A 19446-nucleotide genomic window follows, 5' to 3' on the forward strand; every position below is an offset into this window, starting at 1 on the left:
GGTGACCACAACCGACACTGGCGTCGACAGTCTCGCCGACGTGACCTCGTCCGAGGACCGGCTGCGCCGGTTCCTGCTGGGCCTGCCGGGCGTCGACCAGGTCGGCGCCGAAGCCCGGGCCGCCACCCTGAGCACCCGGTCGATCAAGACCACCGCCAAGGCCTACGCACTCGACCTGGCGATCCGGATGATCGACCTCACCACGCTGGAGGGGCAGGACACCCCCGGCAAGGTGCGCGCCCTGTGTGCGAAGGCGAAACGGCCCGACCCGGCCGACCCGACCGCACCCCAGGTGGCCGCGGTCTGTGTCTACCCGGATCTCGTGGCGACCGCGAAGTACGAGCTCAAAGGCACCGGCATCAACGTCGCGAGTGTCGCCACCGCCTTTCCCAGTGGGCGTTCCAGCCTCGCGATCAAGATCCAGGACACCAAGGACGCGGTCGCGTCGGGCGCCGACGAGGTCGACATGGTGATCGACCGGGGCGCGTTCCTGTCCGGCCGGTACGGGCTGGTCTTCGACGAGATCACCGCGATCCGGGAGGCCGCCGGTGACGCGCACCTGAAGGTGATCCTGGAGACCGGCGAGCTGGTCACCTACGACAACGTACGGCGTGCGTCGTGGCTGGCGATGCTCGCGGGCGCGGACTTCATCAAGACGTCGACCGGCAAGGTCTCGCCGGCCGCGACGCTTCCGGTGACCCTGGTGATGCTGGAAGCGGTCCGCGACTACCACGAGGCGACCGGGCTGCACATCGGCGTGAAGCCGGCCGGCGGGATCCGGACGGCGAAGGACGCGATCAAGTACCTGGTCACCGTCAACGAGACGGCCGGACCGGACTGGCTGGACCCGGAGCTGTTCCGCTTCGGCGCCTCCAGCCTGCTGAACGACCTGCTGATGCAACGCACCAAGCTGGCCACCGGGAACTACCCCGGCCCCGACTACTTCACGCTGGACTGAGGCATGAGCAGATTCGAGTACGCACCCGCGCCGGAGTCGCGCGCGATCGTCGACATCAAGTCGTCGTACGGGTTGTTCATCAACGGTGTCTTCACCGAGGCGACCGACGGCAAGCCGTTCAAGACGGTCAGCCCCGCGTCGGAGGAGGTGCTCGCGGAGATCAGCGAAGCCGGCCCGGCCGACGTCGACAAGGCCGTCAAGGCGGCCCGGAGGGCGTACGAGAAGGTCTGGGGCCCGATGCCGGGTCGCGACCGCGCGAAGTACCTGTACCGGATCGCCCGGCTGATCCAGGAGCGCTCGCGCGAGCTGGCCGTGCTGGAGTCGCTCGACAACGGCAAGCCGATCCGCGAGTCGCGGGACGTCGACCTGCCGCTGGTCGCCGCACACTTCTTCTACTACGCCGGCTGGGCGGACAAGCTCGAGTACGCCGGTGCCGGTGCCGATCCGCAGCCGTTGGGTGTGGCGGCGCAGGTGATCCCGTGGAACTTCCCGCTGATGATGCTGGCCTGGAAGATCGCTCCGGCGCTCGCGGCCGGCAACACCGTCGTACTGAAGCCTGCTGAGACGACGCCGCTGACAGCACTCGCGTTCGCGGAGATCTGCCAGCAGGCGGATCTGCCGCCGGGCGTGGTGAACATCATCACCGGCGCCGGGCGGACCGGGCAGGCACTCGTCGAGCACGAGGGCGTCGACAAGGTCGCCTTCACCGGCTCCACCGCGGTCGGCCGCTCGATCGCGAAGTCGGTCGCGGGCACGGAGAAGAAGGTCACCCTGGAACTCGGTGGCAAGGCCGCGAACATCGTCTTCGAGGACGCGCCGATCGACCAGACCATCGAGGGCATCGTCAACGGCATCTTCTTCAACCAGGGCCACGTCTGCTGCGCCGGTTCGCGGCTGCTGGTCCAGGAGAGCGTGTACGACGAGGTGCTGGCGCGCCTGAAGCGCCGGATGTCCACCCTGCGCGTGGGTGACCCGCTGGACAAGAACACCGACATCGGCGCGATCAACTCCGCCGAGCAGCTGGCCCGGATCCGCGAACTCTCCCAGGTCGGCGAGGACGAGGGCTCCGAGCGCTGGTCGCCCGAGTGCGAGCTGCCCACGCAGGGTTTCTGGTTCCCGCCGACCGTCTTCACCGGCGTCTCCCAGGCGCACCGGATCGCCCGCGAGGAGATCTTCGGGCCGGTGCTGTCGGTGCTCACCTTCCGCACTCCGCAGGAGGCCGTCGAGAAGGCGAACAACACGCCGTTCGGGCTGTCCGCGGGCGTCTGGACCGACAAGGGTTCGCGGATCCTCTGGATGGCGAACCAGCTGCGGGCCGGCGTCGTCTGGGCCAACACGTTCAACCGCTTCGACCCGACCTCGCCGTTCGGCGGCTACAAGGAGTCGGGCTACGGCCGCGAGGGTGGCCGTCATGGTCTGGAGGCCTACCTTGCCCACTAAGTCCGATCCGGCCCGGCTGGATGTGCGCAAGACCTACAAGCTGTACGTCGGCGGCGCCTTCCCCCGCAGCGAATCCGGCCGTTCGTACGTCGTGACCAACGCCAAGGGCAGGTTCCTCGCGAACGCGTCGCAGGCCTCCCGCAAGGACGCCCGGGACGCGGTCGTCGCGGCCCGCAAGGCGTTCGGCGGCTGGTCGGCGAAGACGGCGTACAACCGTGGCCAGGTGCTCTACCGGATCGCCGAGGTGATGGAGGGCCGGCACGAGCAGTTCAGCTCCGAGGTCGCCGCCTCCGAGGGACTCTCGATCAGCAAGGCCCGCGCGGTCGTCGACGCCTCGATCGACCGCTGGGTCTGGTACGCCGGCTGGGCCGACAAGCTCGCCCAGGTGGTCGGTTCGAGCAACCCGGTGGCCGGGCCGTACTTCGACTTCTCGTTGCCCGAGGCAACTGGTGTGGTCGCGCTGCTGGCCCCGCAGGACTCCAGCCTGCTCGGCCTGACTTCGGTGATCGCGCCCGCGATCGTGTCCGGGAACACCGCGGTCGTGGTGACGTCCTTCGAGCGCCCGCTGCCGGCGGTGACGCTGGGCGAGGTGATGGCCACGTCCGACGTACCGGGTGGGGTGGTGAACATCCTCACCGGCTCCGCGTCGGAGATCGGCCCGTGGCTGGCGGCGCACCTGGACGTGAACGCGATCGACCTCGCCGGCATCGAGAGCCACGAGGAGGCGACCGCGCTGGAGGCGGCTGCGGCGGAGAACCTCAAGCGGGTGCGCCGGCCGGCCGACGAGGACTGGACCGAGTCACCGGGGTTGTCGCGACTCACGCAGTACCTGGAACTGAAGACGGTCTGGCACCCGATCGGGATCTGACCCTTCTGCTTCTGCTGCGGCGGCGAAACCGGATGGCCGGTTGCGCCGCCGCTCGCCTATCGTGACGCCATGCTGAACGCGCGGAAGCCGAAGCCTGGTGACAAGGTCGCGATCGTCTCCCCGTCGGGCGGTCTCCCGGAGATCTTCCCGGCGCCGTACGAGCTCGGCCTCGAGCGTCTGCGCAGTTGGGAACTCGAACCGGTCGAGTATCCGACCACCAGGAAGCTTGGCTCGACTCCCGAGGAGCGGGCCGCGGATCTGCACGCCGCCTGGTCGGATCCGTCGATCCGCGCGGTGATCGCGTCGATCGGCGGCGAGGACCAGCTCACCGTGCTGAAGCATCTCGACCCGGCCGTGTTCCGGGCCGACCCGAAGCCGTTCTTCGGCTACAGCGACAACACGAACCTGCACAACTTCCTTTATTCACAAGGGATCCGGTCGTACCACGGCGGCTCGGTGATGGTCGAGTTCGGCCGCAGCGGCTCGATGCACCCGGACAGCGAGCGCTCCTTGCGCGCCGCCCTGTTCAGCTCCGGTGACTTCGAGCTCACCCCCGCTGCCGGCTGGACCGACCGCAACATCGACTGGGGCTCGCCGGGCTACGGTGCCGAGGAGCCCGAACTGTTCCCCGCCACCGACTGGACCTGGTACGGCGACCAGCCGGTCAGCGGCAACCTCTGGGGCGGCTGCCTGGAGATCCTCGCCTGGCAACTGGCCGCGAACCGCTGGATGCTCCCGGTCGAGGAGTACTCCGGCATCGCCTTCTTCGAGACCAGCGAGGAGATGCCGTCGGCCACCGAGGTCTACCGCATCCTCCGCACCTTCGGCGAACGCGGCCTCCTGCAACGCTTCGACGCCATCCTCTGGGGCCGCCCCAAGGCCTGGGCCCTGGACAACCAACTCACCCCCACCGAAAGCACGACCTACACCGAAGCCCAGTACGCCGCCGCCCGCCAAGCCCTCGCGGAGTACAACCCATCGGCCCTCTTCGTCACCGGCTTAGACCTAGGCCACACCGACCCCCAATTCACCCTCCCCTACGGCGGCCCCGCCCAACTGAGCCCAACAGACCGCCGCATCACCGTCACCTACTAGCGGATGTCGGTGTGGGTGAGAGGGGTGTTGGGGTCGGGGTAGCAGGCGACGGCGGACTTGATGGTGACGAACTTCCATTTGATGGTGGCTCGGAGGTTGAGACCCGGGTTGTCGAAGCTGGTGCCCTGGAGCCTCGTCTCGATGGCGCCTGAGCGGCCTGCTCGCAGCTTGACCGTCAGAGAAGGCAACTGATAGCCGGAGCCGCCTGGGATCGGGCCGGCGACCTTGATCGTGACGACGCCGTTGGTCGCCTCGAGCGAGGGGCCCGAGCCGAGGCCGGAGCCGCCGCTCAGGGTCGCACTGACGTAGCGCGAGTTGGTGGGGATCGGCACCCGGAGCGACAGATCGCGCACCTCCTTGACCTTGAAGCCCTTGACCTCGCCCGGCAGTGACCCGGCGTCCGCGTTCACGACGATCTCGAAGAGCGCCCCCGGCTTCACCACCGCGGGCGCCGACGCCCCAACGCCCTGCCGCAGCGAGAAATGCTGGTGCCCGAACTTGGTGTCGGCCTGACACGTGTAGCTCACCGCCACCGGTCCCGCCACCGCTGGAAGCGCCCCGATCGTGAACGCCAACCCCAGAGCCAACACCTTGAGACTGCGGTGAGTAGTCATATGACTACTCTAAGAGAGCTGGTCAAGACGTTGCCCCGGTATAGCGGCGAAGGCCGAGACGCCAGCAAATGGTGGCGAGGAGGCAACTGACCGCCGCTCCGGCAACGACCGGTGCCAGGACCAGGATGCGTGGGCCGTCGAGGAGGGTGGTCGTCGGAACGGTGGCGATCAGGGCCAGCGGGAGGAAGTAGGTCAGTACTGCGCGCAGCGGGCGGCGATAGATGTCCATCGGGTAGCGGGCGAGTTGCCAGGCCGAGCTGTAGAAGATGTCGAGTTGCAGGCGAGGTGCCCAGAAGGCGAGACAGGCCAGCAGCACTCCCATCGACCAAGTCACCGCCAGTCCAGCTGCGAGAGTCACCAGCCAGGCCAGTACTGCGACCGGCGACGGCACCCGGTCGAGTCCGACGGCGATGACGGCACTGCCGAGAACGAACTGGACGAGAGCCAACGGCGTCGACTTCGCCAAGCTGGCCAGGAAGAGCGTCGGCGCCGGCTGCAGCAGGTAGGTGTCGAGCCTGCCGTTGCGGATGCCATCGTCCGGGAACCAGGAGAGGTTCGGATCGATGAAGGCGCCCTTCAGGCTGCTGAGCAGTTGGAAGGTGCCGATCAGCACGCAACTGTCCGCCTCGGACCAGCCGACCAGCGAATCAGTCCGGGTGAACACGATCACCACGGTGGCAAGGGATGCGCCCAGCCCGACGATCGCCAGGCCGATATCGAAGAGCAGGTTGAGGCGGAAAGCCAGGGTGCCTTGGACGGACATCCTCAATCCGGCACCGAAGAGCCGCAGCAGCTTCATGCACCCACCACCGTGTAGCGACGAATCCCGGCCCGCCACAGCAGAACAGAGACCGTGATCAGTACGGCGATCCAGCCGGCCTGGTAGGCAAGTCCGGTCAGCACCGGGGTCAGACCGTGGACCCGGCCGGCGACGACATCTGCGGGCAGGCCGAGCATCCCGTAGTACGGAAGGACTTTTCCGATTTCCCGCCAGGGCTCCGGGAGGAACGCCAGCGGTGCGACGGTGCCACCGAGCAGCGAGTTGAGGGTCCAGCCGAATCCCACGATCGAATGCACCCGCTCGGTCCAGAAGGCGGCCAACGAGAGGGCGAAGGTCGAGCAGAAAGTGAGGGCGGCGCTCAGCACGAAGACCGGAAGGGCCGTCAGCACCGCGGTCCAGCTCAGGGAGATGTCGAAGGCGAGGCCGATCAGCAGGGCGATCGGGAATCCCATCGCCGTCAGCCAGATCCGGATGGCGAGGTTGGTACCGATCACGGTGACCACGACGGGCTGCGGACGCAGCAGGTCGTGGCTGATCGTGCCGTCGTAGATCTTCTGGGAGAAGGTGTGTTGCTCGAACGACTCCGTCATCACGGTGACCAGCAGCAGCGCCACGTAGTACCTCGCCACATAAGGGTCGTGCGGATAGACGGCCGACCAGACGAACAGGCCGATCAGCGGCCCGAGCACAGCTTGGATGACGAGGGTCAGCAGGAACCACCAGGTACCCGACCATTCGAGCACCTCCATCCTGATCCGGCGTGCGATCAGCCGCGGCAGCCGGTACGCCGGTGCGGTCATCCGACGCCCTCCCGGTAAGCGCGATCGATGACGACGTCGAGGGGCGCCTCCTCCACGGACAGATCCGCGATGTCCAACTCGGTGAGCAGCCGGGCGGTGGTCCGGGCAACCTGGTCGCGTGGCACGCGCAGTACGAAAGTCCCGTTCGACGCCTCGACGAGCTCACCGGCCTGGCGGAGTCGTTGCTCATCGGCAGCCGGCGCGGTGAGACGAACGAGCTTGTACGGCGAGAGCCTGGCCGCGAGTTCGCCGAGTTTGCCGTCGTACTGGATCCTTCCCTTGTCGATCAGCACGAGCCGCGGGCAGAGCGAGGCCACGTCGGCCATGTAGTGACTGGTGAGCAGCACGGTCGCGCCGGTCTGTTCGGCGTACGAGGCAACGAAGCGCCGCATCGCCGTCGCGCCGGTGACGTCCAGGCCCAGCGTCGGCTCGTCGAGGAACATCACTTCTGGCCGGTAGACCAGTGCGAGGGCCAGACCCGCCCGCATCTTCTCGCCGAGGCTCAGTGCCCTCAGCTGACGGTGCAGCAGGTCATCGAGGTCGAGCAGTTCGGTGAGCTCGCCGAGGTTCCGGCGGTACTCGGCCGGTGGAACCTCGTACAGCAACTGCTGGTACTGCAAGGTGTCGAGCACGGTGAGCTCCTGGGATCCGCCCACCGGCTGACTCCCGCGCAGGAAGGCGATCCGGCGAAGGAAGTCGGACCGGCGCTGCCACGGCGAGGAGCCCAGCACCTGAACGCGCCCGGAGGTCGCGTGCAACAACCCGGAGAGGATCTTCATCGTCGTCGTCTTGCCGGCGCCGTTGGGTCCGATGAACCCGACGACCTCACCACCGCTGAGAGCGAACGAGATGTCCCGTACTGCGGGCACGTCGCGGTACCGGCGGTTGAACACCGACCCCAGGGTCGCCTTCCAGCCGGTCCCTCGGATCGGGGCCCGATACGTCATGCAGAGGTCGTCGACCTCGATTGGTGTCTCCATGGGGCCGACCGTAGGAAGAAAAGACGCCACCCGATGGCTTATTTGTCTGAGATAGTCGGAGCATGCGCGCCGAACGGCTTCTCCGGCTGTTGCTGCACCTGCAGACTCGCGGGCAGTCGACCGTCGCCCAGCTCGCGCAGCATCTCGAGGTGTCGCCACGCACGGTTCAGCGGGATCTCGACGCGCTGAGCCTCGCCGGGGTGCCGGTCTACTCGGTGCGCGGACGCGGTGGCGGCTGGGCGCTGCTGCCGGAGTACCGGACGAGGCTGACCGGACTCACGCCGGCCGAGGCGATGTCGGTCTTCGTCGGCGCGACCGCGCACGTGCTGGCCGACCTCGGCATCGACGCGTCGAGCGACCAGGCGATTGCGAAGCTGATCGCGACGCTGCCCGAACCGGCCCGGCGCGATGCCGAGTTCGCCCGGCAGCGGCTGCTCGTCGACCATGCGGGCTGGGACGACCGCCAGGAGACGCCACGCTGGCTGGACCGCTGCCGCGAGGCGATCTGGTCGGAACGCCGGCTCGCGATCACCTACCGGGACCCGGCCGAGCCGTTCGTCGTCACCCCGCTCGGCCTGGTCGTCAAGAACAGGACCTGGTATCTGGTCGCGGCCCGGCCGGACGGCGCGCTGCGCACCTATCGGCTGACCCGGATCTCCTCGGCAGCACTGACCAGCGAGGCCTTCACCCGGCCGGACGACTTCGAGCTGGCTCGCTACTGGGCGGAGTCGCAGGAAGACTTCAAGGGCAGCAGGCCGTCGTATCCGATCGTGCTGCGCGTGCGCGACAACGCCGTACGACGGTTTCGCCCGACCGCTCCGGCGCAGCCCGACGCGGATGGTTGGTCTGTCGTCGAGGTCGATCTCGAGAGCGCGGACGAAGCCTGCGCAGCCGTGCTGGCGCAGGCGGGTGATGCCGTGGTGATCGCGCCTTCCGAACTGGCAACCCTGGTACGCCGTGCCGCGACCCGGATTCTCGTAACTGGCACCGGGTAGCGTCGCGGGTATGCCTGCTCTGACTGTTGACGAAGCCCGGGAACGGGGTACTGCGGTTGAGGTTCGTGGATATGGGTTGGAGTTCGATCTGACCCTTGGTGAGGAGGCCTTCCTCGCGGTCAGCAGGATCTGGTTCTCCGCGACCGCGGAGAGCACGTTCGTCGACGTGAAGCCGGACGAGTTGCTGAAGGTGACGCTCAACGGGAAGTCGGTCGACGCGGCGGCCCTGGACGACGGCAGGTTGCCGTTGCACGGGCTGCAGAAGGAGAACGAACTCGTTGTCGAAGCGCGGATGAAGTATTCGCGGGACGGGGAAGGGCTGCAGCGGACGGTTGACGAAGCTGACGGGCGGGTCTACCTCTACGGGATGGCTTCGCTGGAGTCCGCGCCGCGGTACTTCGCCTGTTTCGACCAGCCGGATCTCAAAGCGCCGTACCAGCTCAAAGTGAGGTGTCCCGAGGACTGGATCGTGCTCGGCAACGGGCCGTCGACGCAGACCGCGCCGGGTGAGTGGGAGATCGCCGAGACGAAACCGCTGTCGACGTACTTCGTGACGCTGGTGGCCGGGCCGTACCACCAGATCACCGGCGAGCACGACGGCATCCCGCTCAGCCTCGCCTGCCGGCAGAGTCTCAAGGAGTATCTCGAGCGCGACCAGGACGACCTGTTCAAGGTGACCGCGCAGGCGTTCGACGAGTACCACCGGCTGTTCGGGTACCGCTACCCGTTCGGTGAGTACCACCAGGTCTTCGTGCCGGACTTCAACCTCGGCGCGATGGAGAACCCGGGCTGCGTGACGTTCGCCGACAGCCTGGTCTTCCGCTCCCAGGTGACGGATGCGGAACGCAGTACGCGGGCAAGGATCGTCGTGCACGAGATGGCGCACATGTGGTTCGGCGACGCCGTCACGATGAAGTGGTGGAACGATCTGTGGTTGAACGAGTCGTTCGCGGAATACATGGCCCACCGGGTCTCCAACGTCACCGACCACGTCGGGCACTGGACCGATTTCGCCTTCGTCCGCAAGTGGTGGGGGCTGCAGGCGGACCAGCGCGGTTCGACCCACCCGGTCGCCGCCGACCCGGTCAAGGACGCACGCGAGTCGCTCGACGACTTCGACGGAATCTCTTATGCCAAAGGCGCCGCGCTGCTCAAGCAGATGGTCACCTATCTGGGCGACGAGGTCTTCCTCCGCGGTGTCAACGCGCACCTCGACGCGCACGAGTTCGGCAACGCGGATCTGCGCGAGTTCATCGACACCCTGATCGCGGCCGGCGCCGACGACCTGCAGGACTGGTCCGACCGATGGTTGCGCACGTCCGGTCTCGACACCCTCCGCACGGAGCGCACCGAGAACGGGATCGTCCTCCATCGCGAGTCGACGGCCGACCGCCCGCACCGGCTGACGGTCGGCTCGTACGACGCCTCGGGCCGCGCCACGTTCGCCGACGTGCTGCTCGACCGGGAGTCGGTCGAGATCGCGCTGGAGCCGGGACTCGTCGTCGTACCGGATGCCAAGGACGACACCTGGGCCAAGCTGCGCCTGGACGAGACGAGTCTTGCCAACCTTGCGACCGTGCTGCCGAAGATCGAGGACGGTACGACGCGCGCCGTGATCTGGAACAGCCTGCGCGACGCGGTCGCCGACGCCGAACTCGATCCGCGCCAGGTCTTCGAGATCCTGCTGACCGCGATCCCGCACGAGGACACCGATATCGCGCTCGGTTCGCTGCTGCAATGGGCGAGGGCCCGCCTGCTCGGCATCGCCCTCCCTTACCAGCCGTACGCCGGCCGTCTCGCCGCAACGCTCGCGGCCACCGACGCCGAGCCCGGCAGCAGCCGCCAGCTGGCCATCGTTCGCGGCCTGATCGACACCACCCAGGACGCCAAGCTGCTGCAGCGCTGGCTCGCCGGCGACGAAGTACCGGCAGGTCTCCAGCTCGACAGCGACCTGCGCTGGTCCCTCGTACTACGGCTCGTCCAGCTGAACGTCTTCGGCGAAGCGGAGATCGCGGCCGAACTCGCCCAGGACAACTCGACCGAGGGTGCCGCGCAGGCCGCGAAATGCCGGGCCGCACTCCCGACTGGGAAAGAGGCGGCCTGGGCCTTGCTGATGACCAAGGCCGAGGTGGGCGTGAACGACCTCTACGCCACCGCCGACGGCTTCTGGCATCCCGAGCAGGCCGAGCTCACGGCGCCATACGTCGAGCGGTTCTTCGCCGAGATCGCCGCGACCGCGGAGCTGCGGTTCGGGATGGCCGTGGCGCTGGCGACCGGACGGGCCTTCCCGAAGTTCGCCGTCGACGAGAGGACCGTCGAGCTGGCCGAGCAGCTGATCGCGGACGAGAACGTTGCCCCGAGCATCCGTCGTACCGTCGCCGACGCGACCGATGACCTGCGCCGGGCCTTGACCGTACGGCGTGCCTTCGGCTGACTCGCTGATTCGACAGGCGAGGCCTATCCCGCGCACTTAGGCTCTTCGGGGACTGTCATCCGCCCCGAGGAGCTGTTCGAATGCGCCTGATCAAGCTGGTCCTGGTCACCCTGCTCGCTGTCGCGGCACCGACGCTCGCCCCCGCGGCAGCCGCGCCCGGCGTACGGGCTGCCGATGATGTGGCGGCGAAGCTGGCCACCATTCCGGGGTTGCGGATCGAGAGCAGCACGGTGATCAACGGGAAGCCGTTCTTCGTGCTGCAGTACACGCAGCCGGCTGATCAGCTGAAGCCGAACGGGCCGAAGTTCGAGCAGCGGGTGACGTTGTGGCACCGCGGTTTCGACCGGCCGACGGTGCTGCACACCACCGGGTACGGCGGTGTCGGCGGCGCGTTCACCTCCGAACCGACCAGACTTGTCGACGGCAACCAACTCAACGTCGAGGAACGCTTCTTCAACACCTCGACCCCCGCCGGACCGGCCTGGTCGAAGCTGAACATCTGGCAGGCGGCGAGCGACCATCACCGCATAGTTCAAGCCTTCAAGAAGGCCTTGTACGCCGGCAAGTGGGTCGCCACCGGGGCGAGTAAGGGCGGGATGACGTCGGTCTATCACCGTCGGTTCTACCCGAACGATGTCGACGCGACGGTCGCCTATGTGGCTCCGCAGGACGTGGACAACCGGCACGACAGCTACGTCAGCTTCATCCAGAACGCTGGCACCGATCCGGAGTGCAATCTGGCGCTCCGGAACCTGCAGCGGAACACCTTGCTGCGCAGGCCTGCGATGGTCGCGAAGCTGACCGCGTACGCCGCGGAGCATGGGCTCACCTATGAGGACACCTTCGGCTCGGCGGATCGCGCGCTGGAGGCCGCTGTGCTGGATACGCCGTTCGCCTTCTGGCAGTACAGCACGCAGGCGAGTTGCCCGTTGGTGCCCGGATCGGCGACTGCGACCGACCAGCAATTGTTCGACTTCATCGACCGGATCGCGGGTTGGTCGTTCTACTCCGACGAGGGCACGGCTGACTTCCTGCCGTACTACTTCCAGGCGACGCAGCAGCTCAACTGGCCGGATGTGGCGAGCAAAACCACGTGGCTGAAGGGATTGCTGCATTATCGCGAGGCCGGTGACGCGCCGGCCGCCGTACCGGATGCGATCGAGCCGAAGCACGAGCCGTATGCAATGGCGGACATCGATCATTGGCTGAAGACGGCTGGGCGGCGGATGCTGTTCGTTTATGGGGAGAACGATCCTTGGAGTGCGGAGAAGTTCGAGCCGGGGGCTGGGACGAGGGACTCGCATTGGTACACGGTTCCGGGCGGGAACCACGGGTCCAGCATCGGCGCGCTGCCGACCGCCCAGCGGGTCGAGGCGACCGGGATCCTGCAGACGTGGATGGGAGTGCCGGTGAACACTTCAGCAAAGACACGAACTGTTGACCCAGGGGCCCAGCGGCTCAGCGGACGGTGAGGTGTTCGGCGACTTGTTTGCGGGCCTGGTGGATGCGGGCCTTCACGGTGCCGAGCGGGACGGCGAGTTCGGCGGCGATCTCCGCGTAGGTCATGGCGCCGAGATCCCGTAGTACGAGCGGCTGGACCAGCTGCGGATGGTTCGACTCGAGTGCTTCGAGGGCTTCCAGCAGGTCGAGGCGAGAGCCGGCGATCACCGAGGTGGTCCGCGGGTCGACCGACTCGGGCAGCACCTCGGCGGACTGCTCCACGCTGCGGCGCTTGAGCGATCGGTAGGTCTGCCGGGCGCAGTTGGTGGCGACCACGGTCAGCCAGCCGGCGAAGGTGCCACTGCCCTTGAAGGTGTGAATCTTGGTGGCCACGGTCATCAGCGTGTCCTGGACGGCCTCTTCGGCGTCCTCGCGGTGCGGCAGGAACTTGGCCACCCGGCGCTGCACCTGCGGCCGGACCAGTTGCAGGATCTCGGCGAGCGCGGGCTCGTCACCGTGCGACGCCCTGACCGCCAACTCTTCCAGTTCGTCGTTCATTGCCCCCCAGCGTCTCCGGCCCGGTGTTCGCCTTGATCCGTTCCGTCACCGACAATAGCCGGAATGGATGTCATCGGACGCTACCGTTTGCAGTCGAAGATCGGCGCGGGTGCTTTCGCCACGGTCTGGCGCGGGTACGACGACGACCTCGACATCGACGTGGCGGTCAAGGTGCTGGCCGAGAACTGGGCGTCGCGGACCGACGTCCGCGAGCGGTTCCTGGCCGAGGCGCGGATGATGCGCCGGATCGCCAGCGACCGGGTGGTCCGGGTGTTCGACCTCGGACAGCTGCCCGATGGCCGGCCGTACTTCGTGATGGACCACATCGGTGGCGGGACGCTGGCCGAGATCATCAAGCGTGGGCCGCTGAACGCCGCGGACGCGCTCTGGTGGGGCGCGGACCTGGCGCGAGCGGTGGCGGCCCTGCATGAGGAGGGCGTCGTCCATCGGGACATCACTCCGGCGAACCTGCTGCTCAGGCCGACCCGGGCGGACTCGACCGGCGGCGGAACCCACCGGATCGTGCTGGCCGATCTCGGGCTCGCCAAACGCGTCGCGGAGGCCTCCGGGCTGACCCAGGCGGTCGGCACCCCGTCGTACATGGCGCCGGAGCAAGGCCGCGAGTCGGGCGGCTTCGACGAGCGGGCCGACGTCTACGCGATCGGCGCGGTCACCTACGCGCTGCTGACCGGGCGACCGCCGTACGTCGCGTCGTCGATCACCGACGTGCTCGCCCGCGACCCCGATGCCGACCCGCCCAGCCTGCGCCCGTGGCTCGGCGACTCGGTGGGCGACATCGACGCGATTCTCGCCCGGACGCTCGCGTACCGGGTGGACGAACGCTGGCAACGAGCCGATTCGCTGGCCGAACGGCTCGAGGCGGAGGCCTATCGGGTCGAGCAGGAGACCCCGGAGCCGCCGGTGACGGCAGCCGCTGCCGCTTCCGGGGAGAAAGAAGGCACTACGGTCGCGAATCGGCGGCGGAATTGGCCGGTGTTGCTGATGTTGCCCGTTCTCTTGATCCTGGCCGGCGTGGGCGGCTGGTTTCTTTCCGGGCGATGACCTCCTATGCTCGGGCGATGACTTCGGCAGGTCCGACCGGCGGTTACGACCCGCGACATTTCGATCAGCTTTTTCAGCTCGAGGCGGCCAGTTTCTGGTTCAAAGGCCGCAGCGACCTGATCAACTGGGCCCTGGACAAGCAGTTCCCGGCCGCTGAATCGTTCCTCGAGCTTGGCTGCGGTACCGGCTATGTGGTCGACCGGGTGCGGCAGATTCACCCGGACTGGCGGCTGGTCGGGACCGAACTGTTCGAGGAGGGCCTCGACAAGGCCCGGATCCGGATGCCGGAGGGCGTCGAGCTCCGGCAGATGGATGCCACCCAGGTCCCGTACGACGCGGAGTTCGACGTGGTCGGCGCGTTCGACGTGATCGAGCACATCGAGCCGGCGCCCGAAGTACTGGCCGGGATGTTCCGGGCGGTCAAGCCGGGTGGCGGTCTGCTGATCACGGTGCCGCAGCACAAGTGGCTGTGGAGCGAGGCGGACGTCGCTGCGCATCACGTCAAGCGGTACACAAAGAAGGAGTTGCGGTCGGAGATCACCGCTGCCGGCTTCGAGGTGGTCCGGATCGCCTCGTTCGTCTCGTTGTTACTGCCCGCGATGATGGCTTCCCGGTTGCTCAAGAAGGACGCGGGGAATGTCGAGGAGGAACTCGACATGGCAGCGCCGATCAACAAGGCCTGCTACGCCGTGATGAGGCTGGAGAGCGCGCTGATCCGGGCTGGGATCAACTTTCCGGCCGGCGGCTCACTGCTGGCGATCGCCCGCCGACCGCTCTAAGCCTGGCGGCCGCTCTCAAGCCTGGCGGCCGCTCTAAGCCTGGCGGCCGCTTTAAAGCTGCTTCGGGCGGTCTCTTTCATGCCTTAGATAAAGGCCTGCTGCCGTCGACACACTGGTGAACAGCCAGGCGGCCACACCGGCGTCGTCGGCGATGCCGATGATCGGCAGCAGGTCCGGGAGGATGTCGATCGGCGAGATCAGGTAGAGCAGGGCGAATCCCCAGAGCGCGAGCCGCCTCTTGGGGAGTCCCGGGTAGGCGCCGGTTCGCGCGGCCCTGATCAACCGGGGCAGCGCCTGGGCACGCTCGATGACGTTGCCTACCGGCTCCGGCTCACCACGCGCGGCCCGCCGACGGCGGCCGACCTTTCGGCGTACGACGCCCAGTCCGGCCATCGCGGCGCCCAGCACCAGCAGGACGACGCCGAGGCCGACCGGCGACACCCCGACGACATCGCTGTCGCGGAAGACCAGCGTCACCAGTCCGATCACGGCCAGCAGGCCACCGAATACCACCATTGTCCGACTCTAGTCGGGGTTGGCGGCCAGGTGCAGGTGGTGGGCGAGTGCCTTGACCGCGGCGTTGGGGCGGCGGCTGGAGTAGCAGAGCAGGTGGTGGCGCGTGGCCCACTGGTCGCGGAGCGGGCGGAAGACGAGCTGCCGGCCCGTCAGCGGTGCGGTCGGGTCGACGGTACGTCGGGGGACGATCGCGAGGCCGGCGCCGGCTGCGGCCAGAGCGATGACGGTGTGCAGGTCGGGCGCGAGGGTCCGGTAGCGCGGGACCGGGGCGTGCGGGCCCTGCGCCTTGTCGATCCAGCGGCGCAAGGCGGTCGACGGGTGCAGGCCGATCATCGGGTGCTCGGCCGCCTCGGCGTACGTCATCGCCGTCCGGTCCTGCAGGATGCCGTCGGCCGGACCGATCACGACGAGCGAGTCATCGGTCAGGAACTCGGTGAGGAGATCGGTCGGTTGCTCGTCGACGACCACGCCGAGATCTGCGTTGCCCTCGGCAAGTATCCGGAGGCTCTGCGGTGTGCGCTGCTCGGACACCGACACGTCGTACTCCGGATACTCGCGCAGGAACGTCGCCAGAGCCTCCGGTACGACGCGGTGCAGCCCCGACGTCCCCGCCACGATCACCAACGGCCTCGCTCGCGCCGCGGTGTAGCTCGCGACGGCGCTGTCGAGTTGTGCGGTGGTCGCGAGCACTTCGCGCGCATGACGAGCCAATGTCGTACCGGCCGGCGTCGGGCGGACCCCGCGTCGTTCACGGATCAGCAGCTGTACGCCGGCCTGCGTCTCGAGCGCCCTGACCCGCGCGCTCGCCGAAGGCAGACTCAGGTGCATGAGCGTAGCACCGGCCGTGATCGACCCCTCTGCCACGACATGAACGAAGAGTCTCAGGTCGTCCAGGTCATAGTGCATACCTTCAGCCTAAGGCTTGGACTAAGGCTGACTGCGTCAATCGCGCATTGTGAACCCGGCGGCAGACCCTGATCCTCGAAGATGTGGCCCACCTCCTGATCGTTCTGCTCGCCGGCCTGGTGTCCGGCGCGCTGAACTCGGTCGGAGGCGGTGGCAGCTTCATCGCGTTCCCGGTCCTGGTGGCGGCCGGCCTCGCGCCCGTCACGGCCAACGCCGCCACGACGGTCGCTCTACTGCCGGGCGCATTCGCGAGTCTCTGGGTCTATCGCCGCGAACTCCAGCCGCTCGCCGGGACCTCGACCCGCTCCCTCACCGTGACCAGCGTCGTCGGAGGCGGCCTCGGCGCAGTACTGCTGCTCGCGCTCCCCTCGGACTCCTTCGACCGCCTGGTTCCCTGGCTGCTCGCATTCGCCACGCTCGTCCTGGTCTTCGGCCGCCGGATCGCTTCCTTGCTGAAGACCGGCGTACTCAGTCAGCCCACGATCCTCGGCGGGCAGTTCGTACTCGCCTTGTACGGCGGGTACTTCGGCGGCGCGGTCGGCATCCTGATGGTCGCCTTCTGGAGCATCGGCCTCGGTCTCGATCCCGCTGCCGGCAACCCACCCAGGGTCGCCCAGCTCGCCGCCATCTACTGCGCCGCCGCGGCGATCTTCCTGCTCGCCTCCGACGTCGCGGATCGCCCGCTGATGCTCGCGTCACTCGTCGTGGGCGCGGTGGTCGGCGGCTTCGGCGGCGCGGTTGTCGCCCGTCGCCTTCCTCCGTCCGTACTCCGTGCGCTCGTGCTGACGCTGGCGATCGCGATGACGGCCGTCTACTTCGTCAAGGCGGCCGGATGAACCCGGCCGTCGCCCGCATCGCCTTGTCCTACGAGGCTTGCGAGCTGGCCGAACTCGCGGGCGCCGCAGTACCAACAGACCGCAGTACGCCGGAAGCCGTCGCTCAAGCCGCGCAGATCCTCCAGGCAGCCCACCGCCTGCTTACGACCGCCGTACTGGCAGCCCAAGCCGACAACATCCCCTGGCCTGAGATCGCCACGTTGCTGACTCCAACTGCCGAGGTCGCAACTTCGTGGCGCACCCATCTGCTCGCCAACCCCCATGAAGCGGCCGAAGATCTGGACGACTGGGTCAACCGCCACGCCGAACAAGACCTCGGCCCGGCCCCCGTCTCACAAATCCTCAGCTGATCTTGTCGCTACGCGGCGACGCGCCCGCCGCTTGAAGTTACGGGCGGGGGCCCAGCGGGTCCTCGTCGGGTGGGGTCGGGCTGCGCGGGGTCTTGGTGAGGGAGCGTTCGGGGAGCCAGAGGATGAAGGTGCTGCCGATGCCGAGTTCGGAGTGCAGGGCGACGGTGCCGCCGTGGGATTCCACGATCTGGCGGACGATGGCCAGGCCGAGTCCCGCGCGGCGTTGCCCGGTGGACGGGACCGTCGACGGAGGCTGGCGTTGGCCGGACCGGAAGAACCTGTCGAATACCCGGTCCGCGTCTTCCGCCGCGATCCCGGGCCCTTCGTCGCGCACGGCGATCCAGGCCCAGCCCGAGCGGCTGCCGACCGCGAGCACGAGTTCGCTGCCGCCGCGCGCCAGCCGGACCGCGTTGGAGAGCAGGTTGTCGACCGCCCGGCGAAGAGCCTGCGCGTCACCGGCGGCGATCGGGCCGGGTGCAAGACGTCGTACAAGCCTTAGTTCACGGTCCGCAGCGATCAGCGAGTACTCCTCGGCGGCCTCGCCGGCGATCGCGGCCAGGTCGACGTCCGCGTCCACGAACGCCGGTGACGACCGGCGGGCGGACGCGAGGAGGTCCTCGACCAGCCGGGTCATCCGCTGGATCGCGCGGGCGACGATCGCGGTCGCCTGCGCCCGGTCGGCGGGTGTCGTGTCGTCGTGCGCCAGTACGGCGTCCACGTTCGCCTGGATCACCGCGAGCGGATTGCGGAGCTCGTGCGAGGCGTCGTCGACGAGCTGCCGCTGCGCCACGAACGCGGACTCCAGCCGCTCGAGCATGTCGTCGACGGTGTCTGCCAGGTTGCGGAGCTCGTCCTTGGGCCCTTCGAGTGCGATCCGGCGGGACAGGTCGGTAGCCGAGATGTCCTGCGCGGTCGCCGTGATCCGGCGTACGGGTCTGAGCGCCCGGCCCGACAGCCACCAGCCGGTGCCGAGGCTGAGGATGAAGAGGACACCCATCCCGGCCGCCGAGTAGTTCCGCAGCGTCTGCAGGGTCTGGTAATTCACCGCCGAGGTGATGCTGGACAGCTCCGCGGCCTGGATGACGTAGCCGGGCTTGGGATGAAGGTTGCCGTTGGCATCTTTGTAGACCTTGTTGACGGTGATCGGGTCGAGCGGCTTGGGGTCGAGGATCGCCGCCAGGGTGAAATACAGGCCGCCGAGCAGCAACGCGGACAGGGCGATCAGGACCGCGGAGTACGTGACGGTCAGCCGGAACCGGATCGTCTGGGTCCAAGGTGGTCGCTTCATGTGTCGCCTCTGAGTCGGTAGCCGCGGCCGATCACCGTTTCCAGCAAGGGCTCTTCGCCTTCGAGGGTCAGCTTGCGCCGCAGCGTGCCGACGGTGACTCGCACGCTTTGGGTGAAGGGGTCGGCGTTCTCGTCCCAGACATGTTCGAGCAACTCCTCGGCGGAGACGACATGACCCGGTCGCGACATGAGATAACGCAGTACGCCGAACTCCTTCAGGGTCAGCGGCAACTCTCGGCCGGCTCGCGTCGCCTGGTGCCGGGCGCTGTCCAGGACCAGGTCGCCGACGTGCAACTGGGTGGTCCCGTTGGTCACGTCGCGCCGGAGCAGCGCGCGGATCCGGGCCAGCAACTCGACCAGCGCGAACGGCTTGGTCAGGTAGTCGTCCGCCCCTTCGTCGAGCCCACGCACCCGATCGGCGAGCGACGCCCTCGCTGTCAGCATCAGCACCCGCAACTCGCGCCCGGACGCCACCTCGATCTCACTCCGCCGGACCGCACGGCACAGGTCGAGCCCGCTGGTGTCCGGCAGCGTGATGTCCAGGATCGCCAGGTCGTACGCCGTGGTCGCCAGCTTCTCGACCGCCTCGGCGCCGGTCAGGGCGGTGTCCACCGCATAGCCGGCCCGGCCGAGTCCCGAGCGCAGGGCGCTGACCAGACCTTCTTCGTCCTCCACCACGAGTAGTCGCACGTCCCAAAGGTAGCGGGCGCCTCTGCAGGTGCAGGGGTGTTCTTTCGGCGGACTTTC

20 protein-coding genes are annotated in these 19446 nt (G+C 68.0%); 11 read left to right on the plus strand and 9 right to left on the minus strand.

Annotation, left to right across the window (positions count from 1 at the left end; translation table 11 throughout):
* The first annotated feature begins 1 nt into the window (after window position 1).
* From deoC to ABZ004_RS23595, 4 genes are all read left to right on the plus strand, one after another.
* The gene (deoC, locus tag ABZ004_RS23580; RefSeq protein ID WP_355682764.1) at window positions 2-958 is read left to right on the plus strand and encodes a deoxyribose-phosphate aldolase; all 957 of its coding nucleotides are present in this window, start codon (window positions 2-4) and stop codon (window positions 956-958) included.
* Window positions 959-961: 3 nt separating this feature from the next.
* A complete protein-coding gene (locus ABZ004_RS23585; RefSeq protein ID WP_355682765.1) occupies window positions 962-2398 on the plus strand; it encodes an aldehyde dehydrogenase family protein in 1437 nt (478 codons plus the stop codon).
* A complete protein-coding gene (locus ABZ004_RS23590; protein WP_355682766.1) occupies window positions 2370-3266 on the plus strand; it encodes an aldehyde dehydrogenase family protein in 897 nt (298 codons plus the stop codon). The genes ABZ004_RS23585 and ABZ004_RS23590 overlap by 29 nt, the downstream gene beginning before the upstream one ends.
* Before the next feature lie 69 nt (window positions 3267-3335).
* Window positions 3336-4361 carry a S66 peptidase family protein gene (locus ABZ004_RS23595; RefSeq protein ID WP_355682767.1) on the plus strand — a complete coding sequence of 342 codons (1026 nt, stop codon included), beginning with the start codon at window positions 3336-3338 and terminating at the stop codon, window positions 4359-4361.
* Here the strand turns inward: ABZ004_RS23595 and ABZ004_RS23600 are convergent.
* Genes ABZ004_RS23600 through ABZ004_RS23615 form a run of 4 tightly spaced genes read right to left on the minus strand, consistent with a single transcriptional unit; the run spans window position 4358 to window position 7536 of the window.
* The gene (locus ABZ004_RS23600) at window positions 4358-4975 is read right to left on the minus strand and encodes a hypothetical protein (RefSeq protein ID WP_355682769.1); all 618 of its coding nucleotides are present in this window, start codon (window positions 4973-4975) and stop codon (window positions 4358-4360) included. The genes ABZ004_RS23595 and ABZ004_RS23600 overlap by 4 nt on opposite strands.
* Window positions 4976-4997: 22 nt before the next feature.
* Window positions 4998-5774: an ABC-2 family transporter protein gene (locus ABZ004_RS23605; protein ID WP_355682771.1), complete on the minus strand. Its 777-nt coding sequence runs from the start codon at window positions 5772-5774 to the stop codon at window positions 4998-5000.
* Window positions 5771-6556: an ABC-2 family transporter protein gene (locus ABZ004_RS23610; RefSeq protein ID WP_355682773.1), complete on the minus strand. Its 786-nt coding sequence runs from the start codon at window positions 6554-6556 to the stop codon at window positions 5771-5773. Before ABZ004_RS23610 ends, ABZ004_RS23605 begins: the two co-directional genes overlap by 4 nt.
* Entirely contained in the window at window positions 6553-7536 is a 984-nt protein-coding gene (locus ABZ004_RS23615; RefSeq protein WP_355682774.1) for an ATP-binding cassette domain-containing protein, read from the minus strand. The genes ABZ004_RS23610 and ABZ004_RS23615 overlap by 4 nt, the downstream gene beginning before the upstream one ends.
* A gap of 62 nt (window positions 7537-7598) precedes the next feature.
* Between ABZ004_RS23615 and ABZ004_RS23620 the strand changes: the two genes are divergently transcribed.
* The 3 genes from ABZ004_RS23620 to ABZ004_RS23630 all read left to right on the plus strand — a co-directional run bounded on the left by ABZ004_RS23620 (window position 7599) and on the right by ABZ004_RS23630 (window position 12437).
* Complete coding sequence (locus ABZ004_RS23620) at window positions 7599-8531, plus strand: YafY family protein (protein ID WP_355682776.1); 933 nt, start codon at window positions 7599-7601, stop codon at window positions 8529-8531.
* Between the two features lie 10 nt (window positions 8532-8541).
* Window positions 8542-10965 (plus strand): aminopeptidase N, encoded by a 2424-nt coding sequence (gene pepN / locus ABZ004_RS23625; protein ID WP_355682778.1) that lies wholly within the window; start codon window positions 8542-8544, stop codon window positions 10963-10965.
* Between the two features lie 80 nt (window positions 10966-11045).
* Window positions 11046-12437 (plus strand): S28 family serine protease, encoded by a 1392-nt coding sequence (locus ABZ004_RS23630; RefSeq protein ID WP_355682780.1) that lies wholly within the window; start codon window positions 11046-11048, stop codon window positions 12435-12437.
* Here the strand turns inward: ABZ004_RS23630 and ABZ004_RS23635 are convergent.
* Complete coding sequence (locus tag ABZ004_RS23635; RefSeq protein ID WP_355682782.1) at window positions 12424-12963, minus strand: RNA polymerase sigma factor; 540 nt, start codon at window positions 12961-12963, stop codon at window positions 12424-12426. The two genes, ABZ004_RS23630 and ABZ004_RS23635, sit on opposite strands and share 14 nt — an antisense overlap.
* A gap of 63 nt (window positions 12964-13026) precedes the next feature.
* Between ABZ004_RS23635 and ABZ004_RS23640 the strand changes: the two genes are divergently transcribed.
* Both ABZ004_RS23640 and ABZ004_RS23645 read left to right on the plus strand, forming a co-directional pair.
* Window positions 13027-14025, plus strand: a complete 999-nt coding sequence (locus ABZ004_RS23640; protein WP_355682784.1) for a serine/threonine-protein kinase — start codon at window positions 13027-13029, stop codon at window positions 14023-14025.
* Between the two features lie 17 nt (window positions 14026-14042).
* A complete protein-coding gene (locus ABZ004_RS23645) occupies window positions 14043-14804 on the plus strand; it encodes a class I SAM-dependent methyltransferase (protein WP_355682786.1) in 762 nt (253 codons plus the stop codon).
* A gap of 51 nt (window positions 14805-14855) precedes the next feature.
* Here ABZ004_RS23645 and ABZ004_RS23650 read toward each other — a convergent pair whose 3' ends face one another.
* Window positions 14856-15320: a YkvA family protein gene (locus ABZ004_RS23650; RefSeq protein ID WP_355682787.1), complete on the minus strand. Its 465-nt coding sequence runs from the start codon at window positions 15318-15320 to the stop codon at window positions 14856-14858.
* A gap of 9 nt (window positions 15321-15329) precedes the next feature.
* Entirely contained in the window at window positions 15330-16226 is an 897-nt protein-coding gene (locus tag ABZ004_RS23655) for a LysR family transcriptional regulator (protein ID WP_355682789.1), read from the minus strand.
* An 83-nt stretch (window positions 16227-16309) separates the two neighbouring features.
* Between ABZ004_RS23655 and ABZ004_RS23660 the strand changes: the two genes are divergently transcribed.
* Entirely contained in the window at window positions 16310-17062 is a 753-nt protein-coding gene (locus tag ABZ004_RS23660; protein WP_355682791.1) for a sulfite exporter TauE/SafE family protein, read from the plus strand.
* Entirely contained in the window at window positions 17059-17412 is a 354-nt protein-coding gene (locus tag ABZ004_RS23665) for a hypothetical protein (RefSeq protein WP_355682792.1), read from the plus strand. Before ABZ004_RS23660 ends, ABZ004_RS23665 begins: the two co-directional genes overlap by 4 nt.
* Window positions 17413-17449: 37 nt before the next feature.
* Here ABZ004_RS23665 and ABZ004_RS23670 read toward each other — a convergent pair whose 3' ends face one another.
* Entirely contained in the window at window positions 17450-18700 is a 1251-nt protein-coding gene (locus ABZ004_RS23670) for a HAMP domain-containing sensor histidine kinase (RefSeq protein ID WP_355682794.1), read from the minus strand.
* Complete coding sequence (locus ABZ004_RS23675; RefSeq protein WP_355682796.1) at window positions 18697-19389, minus strand: response regulator transcription factor; 693 nt, start codon at window positions 19387-19389, stop codon at window positions 18697-18699. Before ABZ004_RS23675 ends, ABZ004_RS23670 begins: the two co-directional genes overlap by 4 nt.
* Between the last annotated feature and the right edge of the window lie 57 nt (window positions 19390-19446).

It is taken from the genome of Kribbella sp. NPDC006257 (assembly GCF_040613535.1).
GTDB lineage: Bacteria > Actinomycetota > Actinomycetes > Propionibacteriales > Kribbellaceae > Kribbella.

Excerpts from the sequence above, each read along its gene's own strand:
- ABZ004_RS23585 (WP_355682765.1), top strand. The coding sequence starts at position 962 with ATGAGCAGATTCGAGTACGCACCCGCGCCGGAGTCGCGCGCGATCGTC.
- ABZ004_RS23590 (WP_355682766.1), top strand. The coding sequence starts at position 2,370 with ATGGTCTGGAGGCCTACCTTGCCCACTAAGTCCGATCCGGCCCGGCTG.
- ABZ004_RS23595 (WP_355682767.1), top strand. The coding sequence starts at position 3,336 with ATGCTGAACGCGCGGAAGCCGAAGCCTGGTGACAAGGTCGCGATCGTC.
- ABZ004_RS23600 (WP_355682769.1), bottom strand. The coding sequence starts at position 4,975 with ATGACTACTCACCGCAGTCTCAAGGTGTTGGCTCTGGGGTTGGCGTTC.
- ABZ004_RS23605 (WP_355682771.1), bottom strand. The coding sequence starts at position 5,774 with ATGAAGCTGCTGCGGCTCTTCGGTGCCGGATTGAGGATGTCCGTCCAA.
- ABZ004_RS23610 (WP_355682773.1), bottom strand. The coding sequence starts at position 6,556 with ATGACCGCACCGGCGTACCGGCTGCCGCGGCTGATCGCACGCCGGATC.
- ABZ004_RS23615 (WP_355682774.1), bottom strand. The coding sequence starts at position 7,536 with ATGGAGACACCAATCGAGGTCGACGACCTCTGCATGACGTATCGGGCC.
- ABZ004_RS23620 (WP_355682776.1), top strand. The coding sequence starts at position 7,599 with ATGCGCGCCGAACGGCTTCTCCGGCTGTTGCTGCACCTGCAGACTCGC.
- pepN (WP_355682778.1), top strand. The coding sequence starts at position 8,542 with ATGCCTGCTCTGACTGTTGACGAAGCCCGGGAACGGGGTACTGCGGTT.
- ABZ004_RS23630 (WP_355682780.1), top strand. The coding sequence starts at position 11,046 with ATGCGCCTGATCAAGCTGGTCCTGGTCACCCTGCTCGCTGTCGCGGCA.
- ABZ004_RS23635 (WP_355682782.1), bottom strand. The coding sequence starts at position 12,963 with ATGAACGACGAACTGGAAGAGTTGGCGGTCAGGGCGTCGCACGGTGAC.
- ABZ004_RS23640 (WP_355682784.1), top strand. The coding sequence starts at position 13,027 with ATGGATGTCATCGGACGCTACCGTTTGCAGTCGAAGATCGGCGCGGGT.
- ABZ004_RS23645 (WP_355682786.1), top strand. The coding sequence starts at position 14,043 with ATGACTTCGGCAGGTCCGACCGGCGGTTACGACCCGCGACATTTCGAT.
- ABZ004_RS23650 (WP_355682787.1), bottom strand. The coding sequence starts at position 15,320 with ATGGTGGTATTCGGTGGCCTGCTGGCCGTGATCGGACTGGTGACGCTG.
- ABZ004_RS23655 (WP_355682789.1), bottom strand. The coding sequence starts at position 16,226 with ATGCACTATGACCTGGACGACCTGAGACTCTTCGTTCATGTCGTGGCA.
- ABZ004_RS23665 (WP_355682792.1), top strand. The coding sequence starts at position 17,059 with ATGAACCCGGCCGTCGCCCGCATCGCCTTGTCCTACGAGGCTTGCGAG.
- ABZ004_RS23670 (WP_355682794.1), bottom strand. The coding sequence starts at position 18,700 with ATGAAGCGACCACCTTGGACCCAGACGATCCGGTTCCGGCTGACCGTC.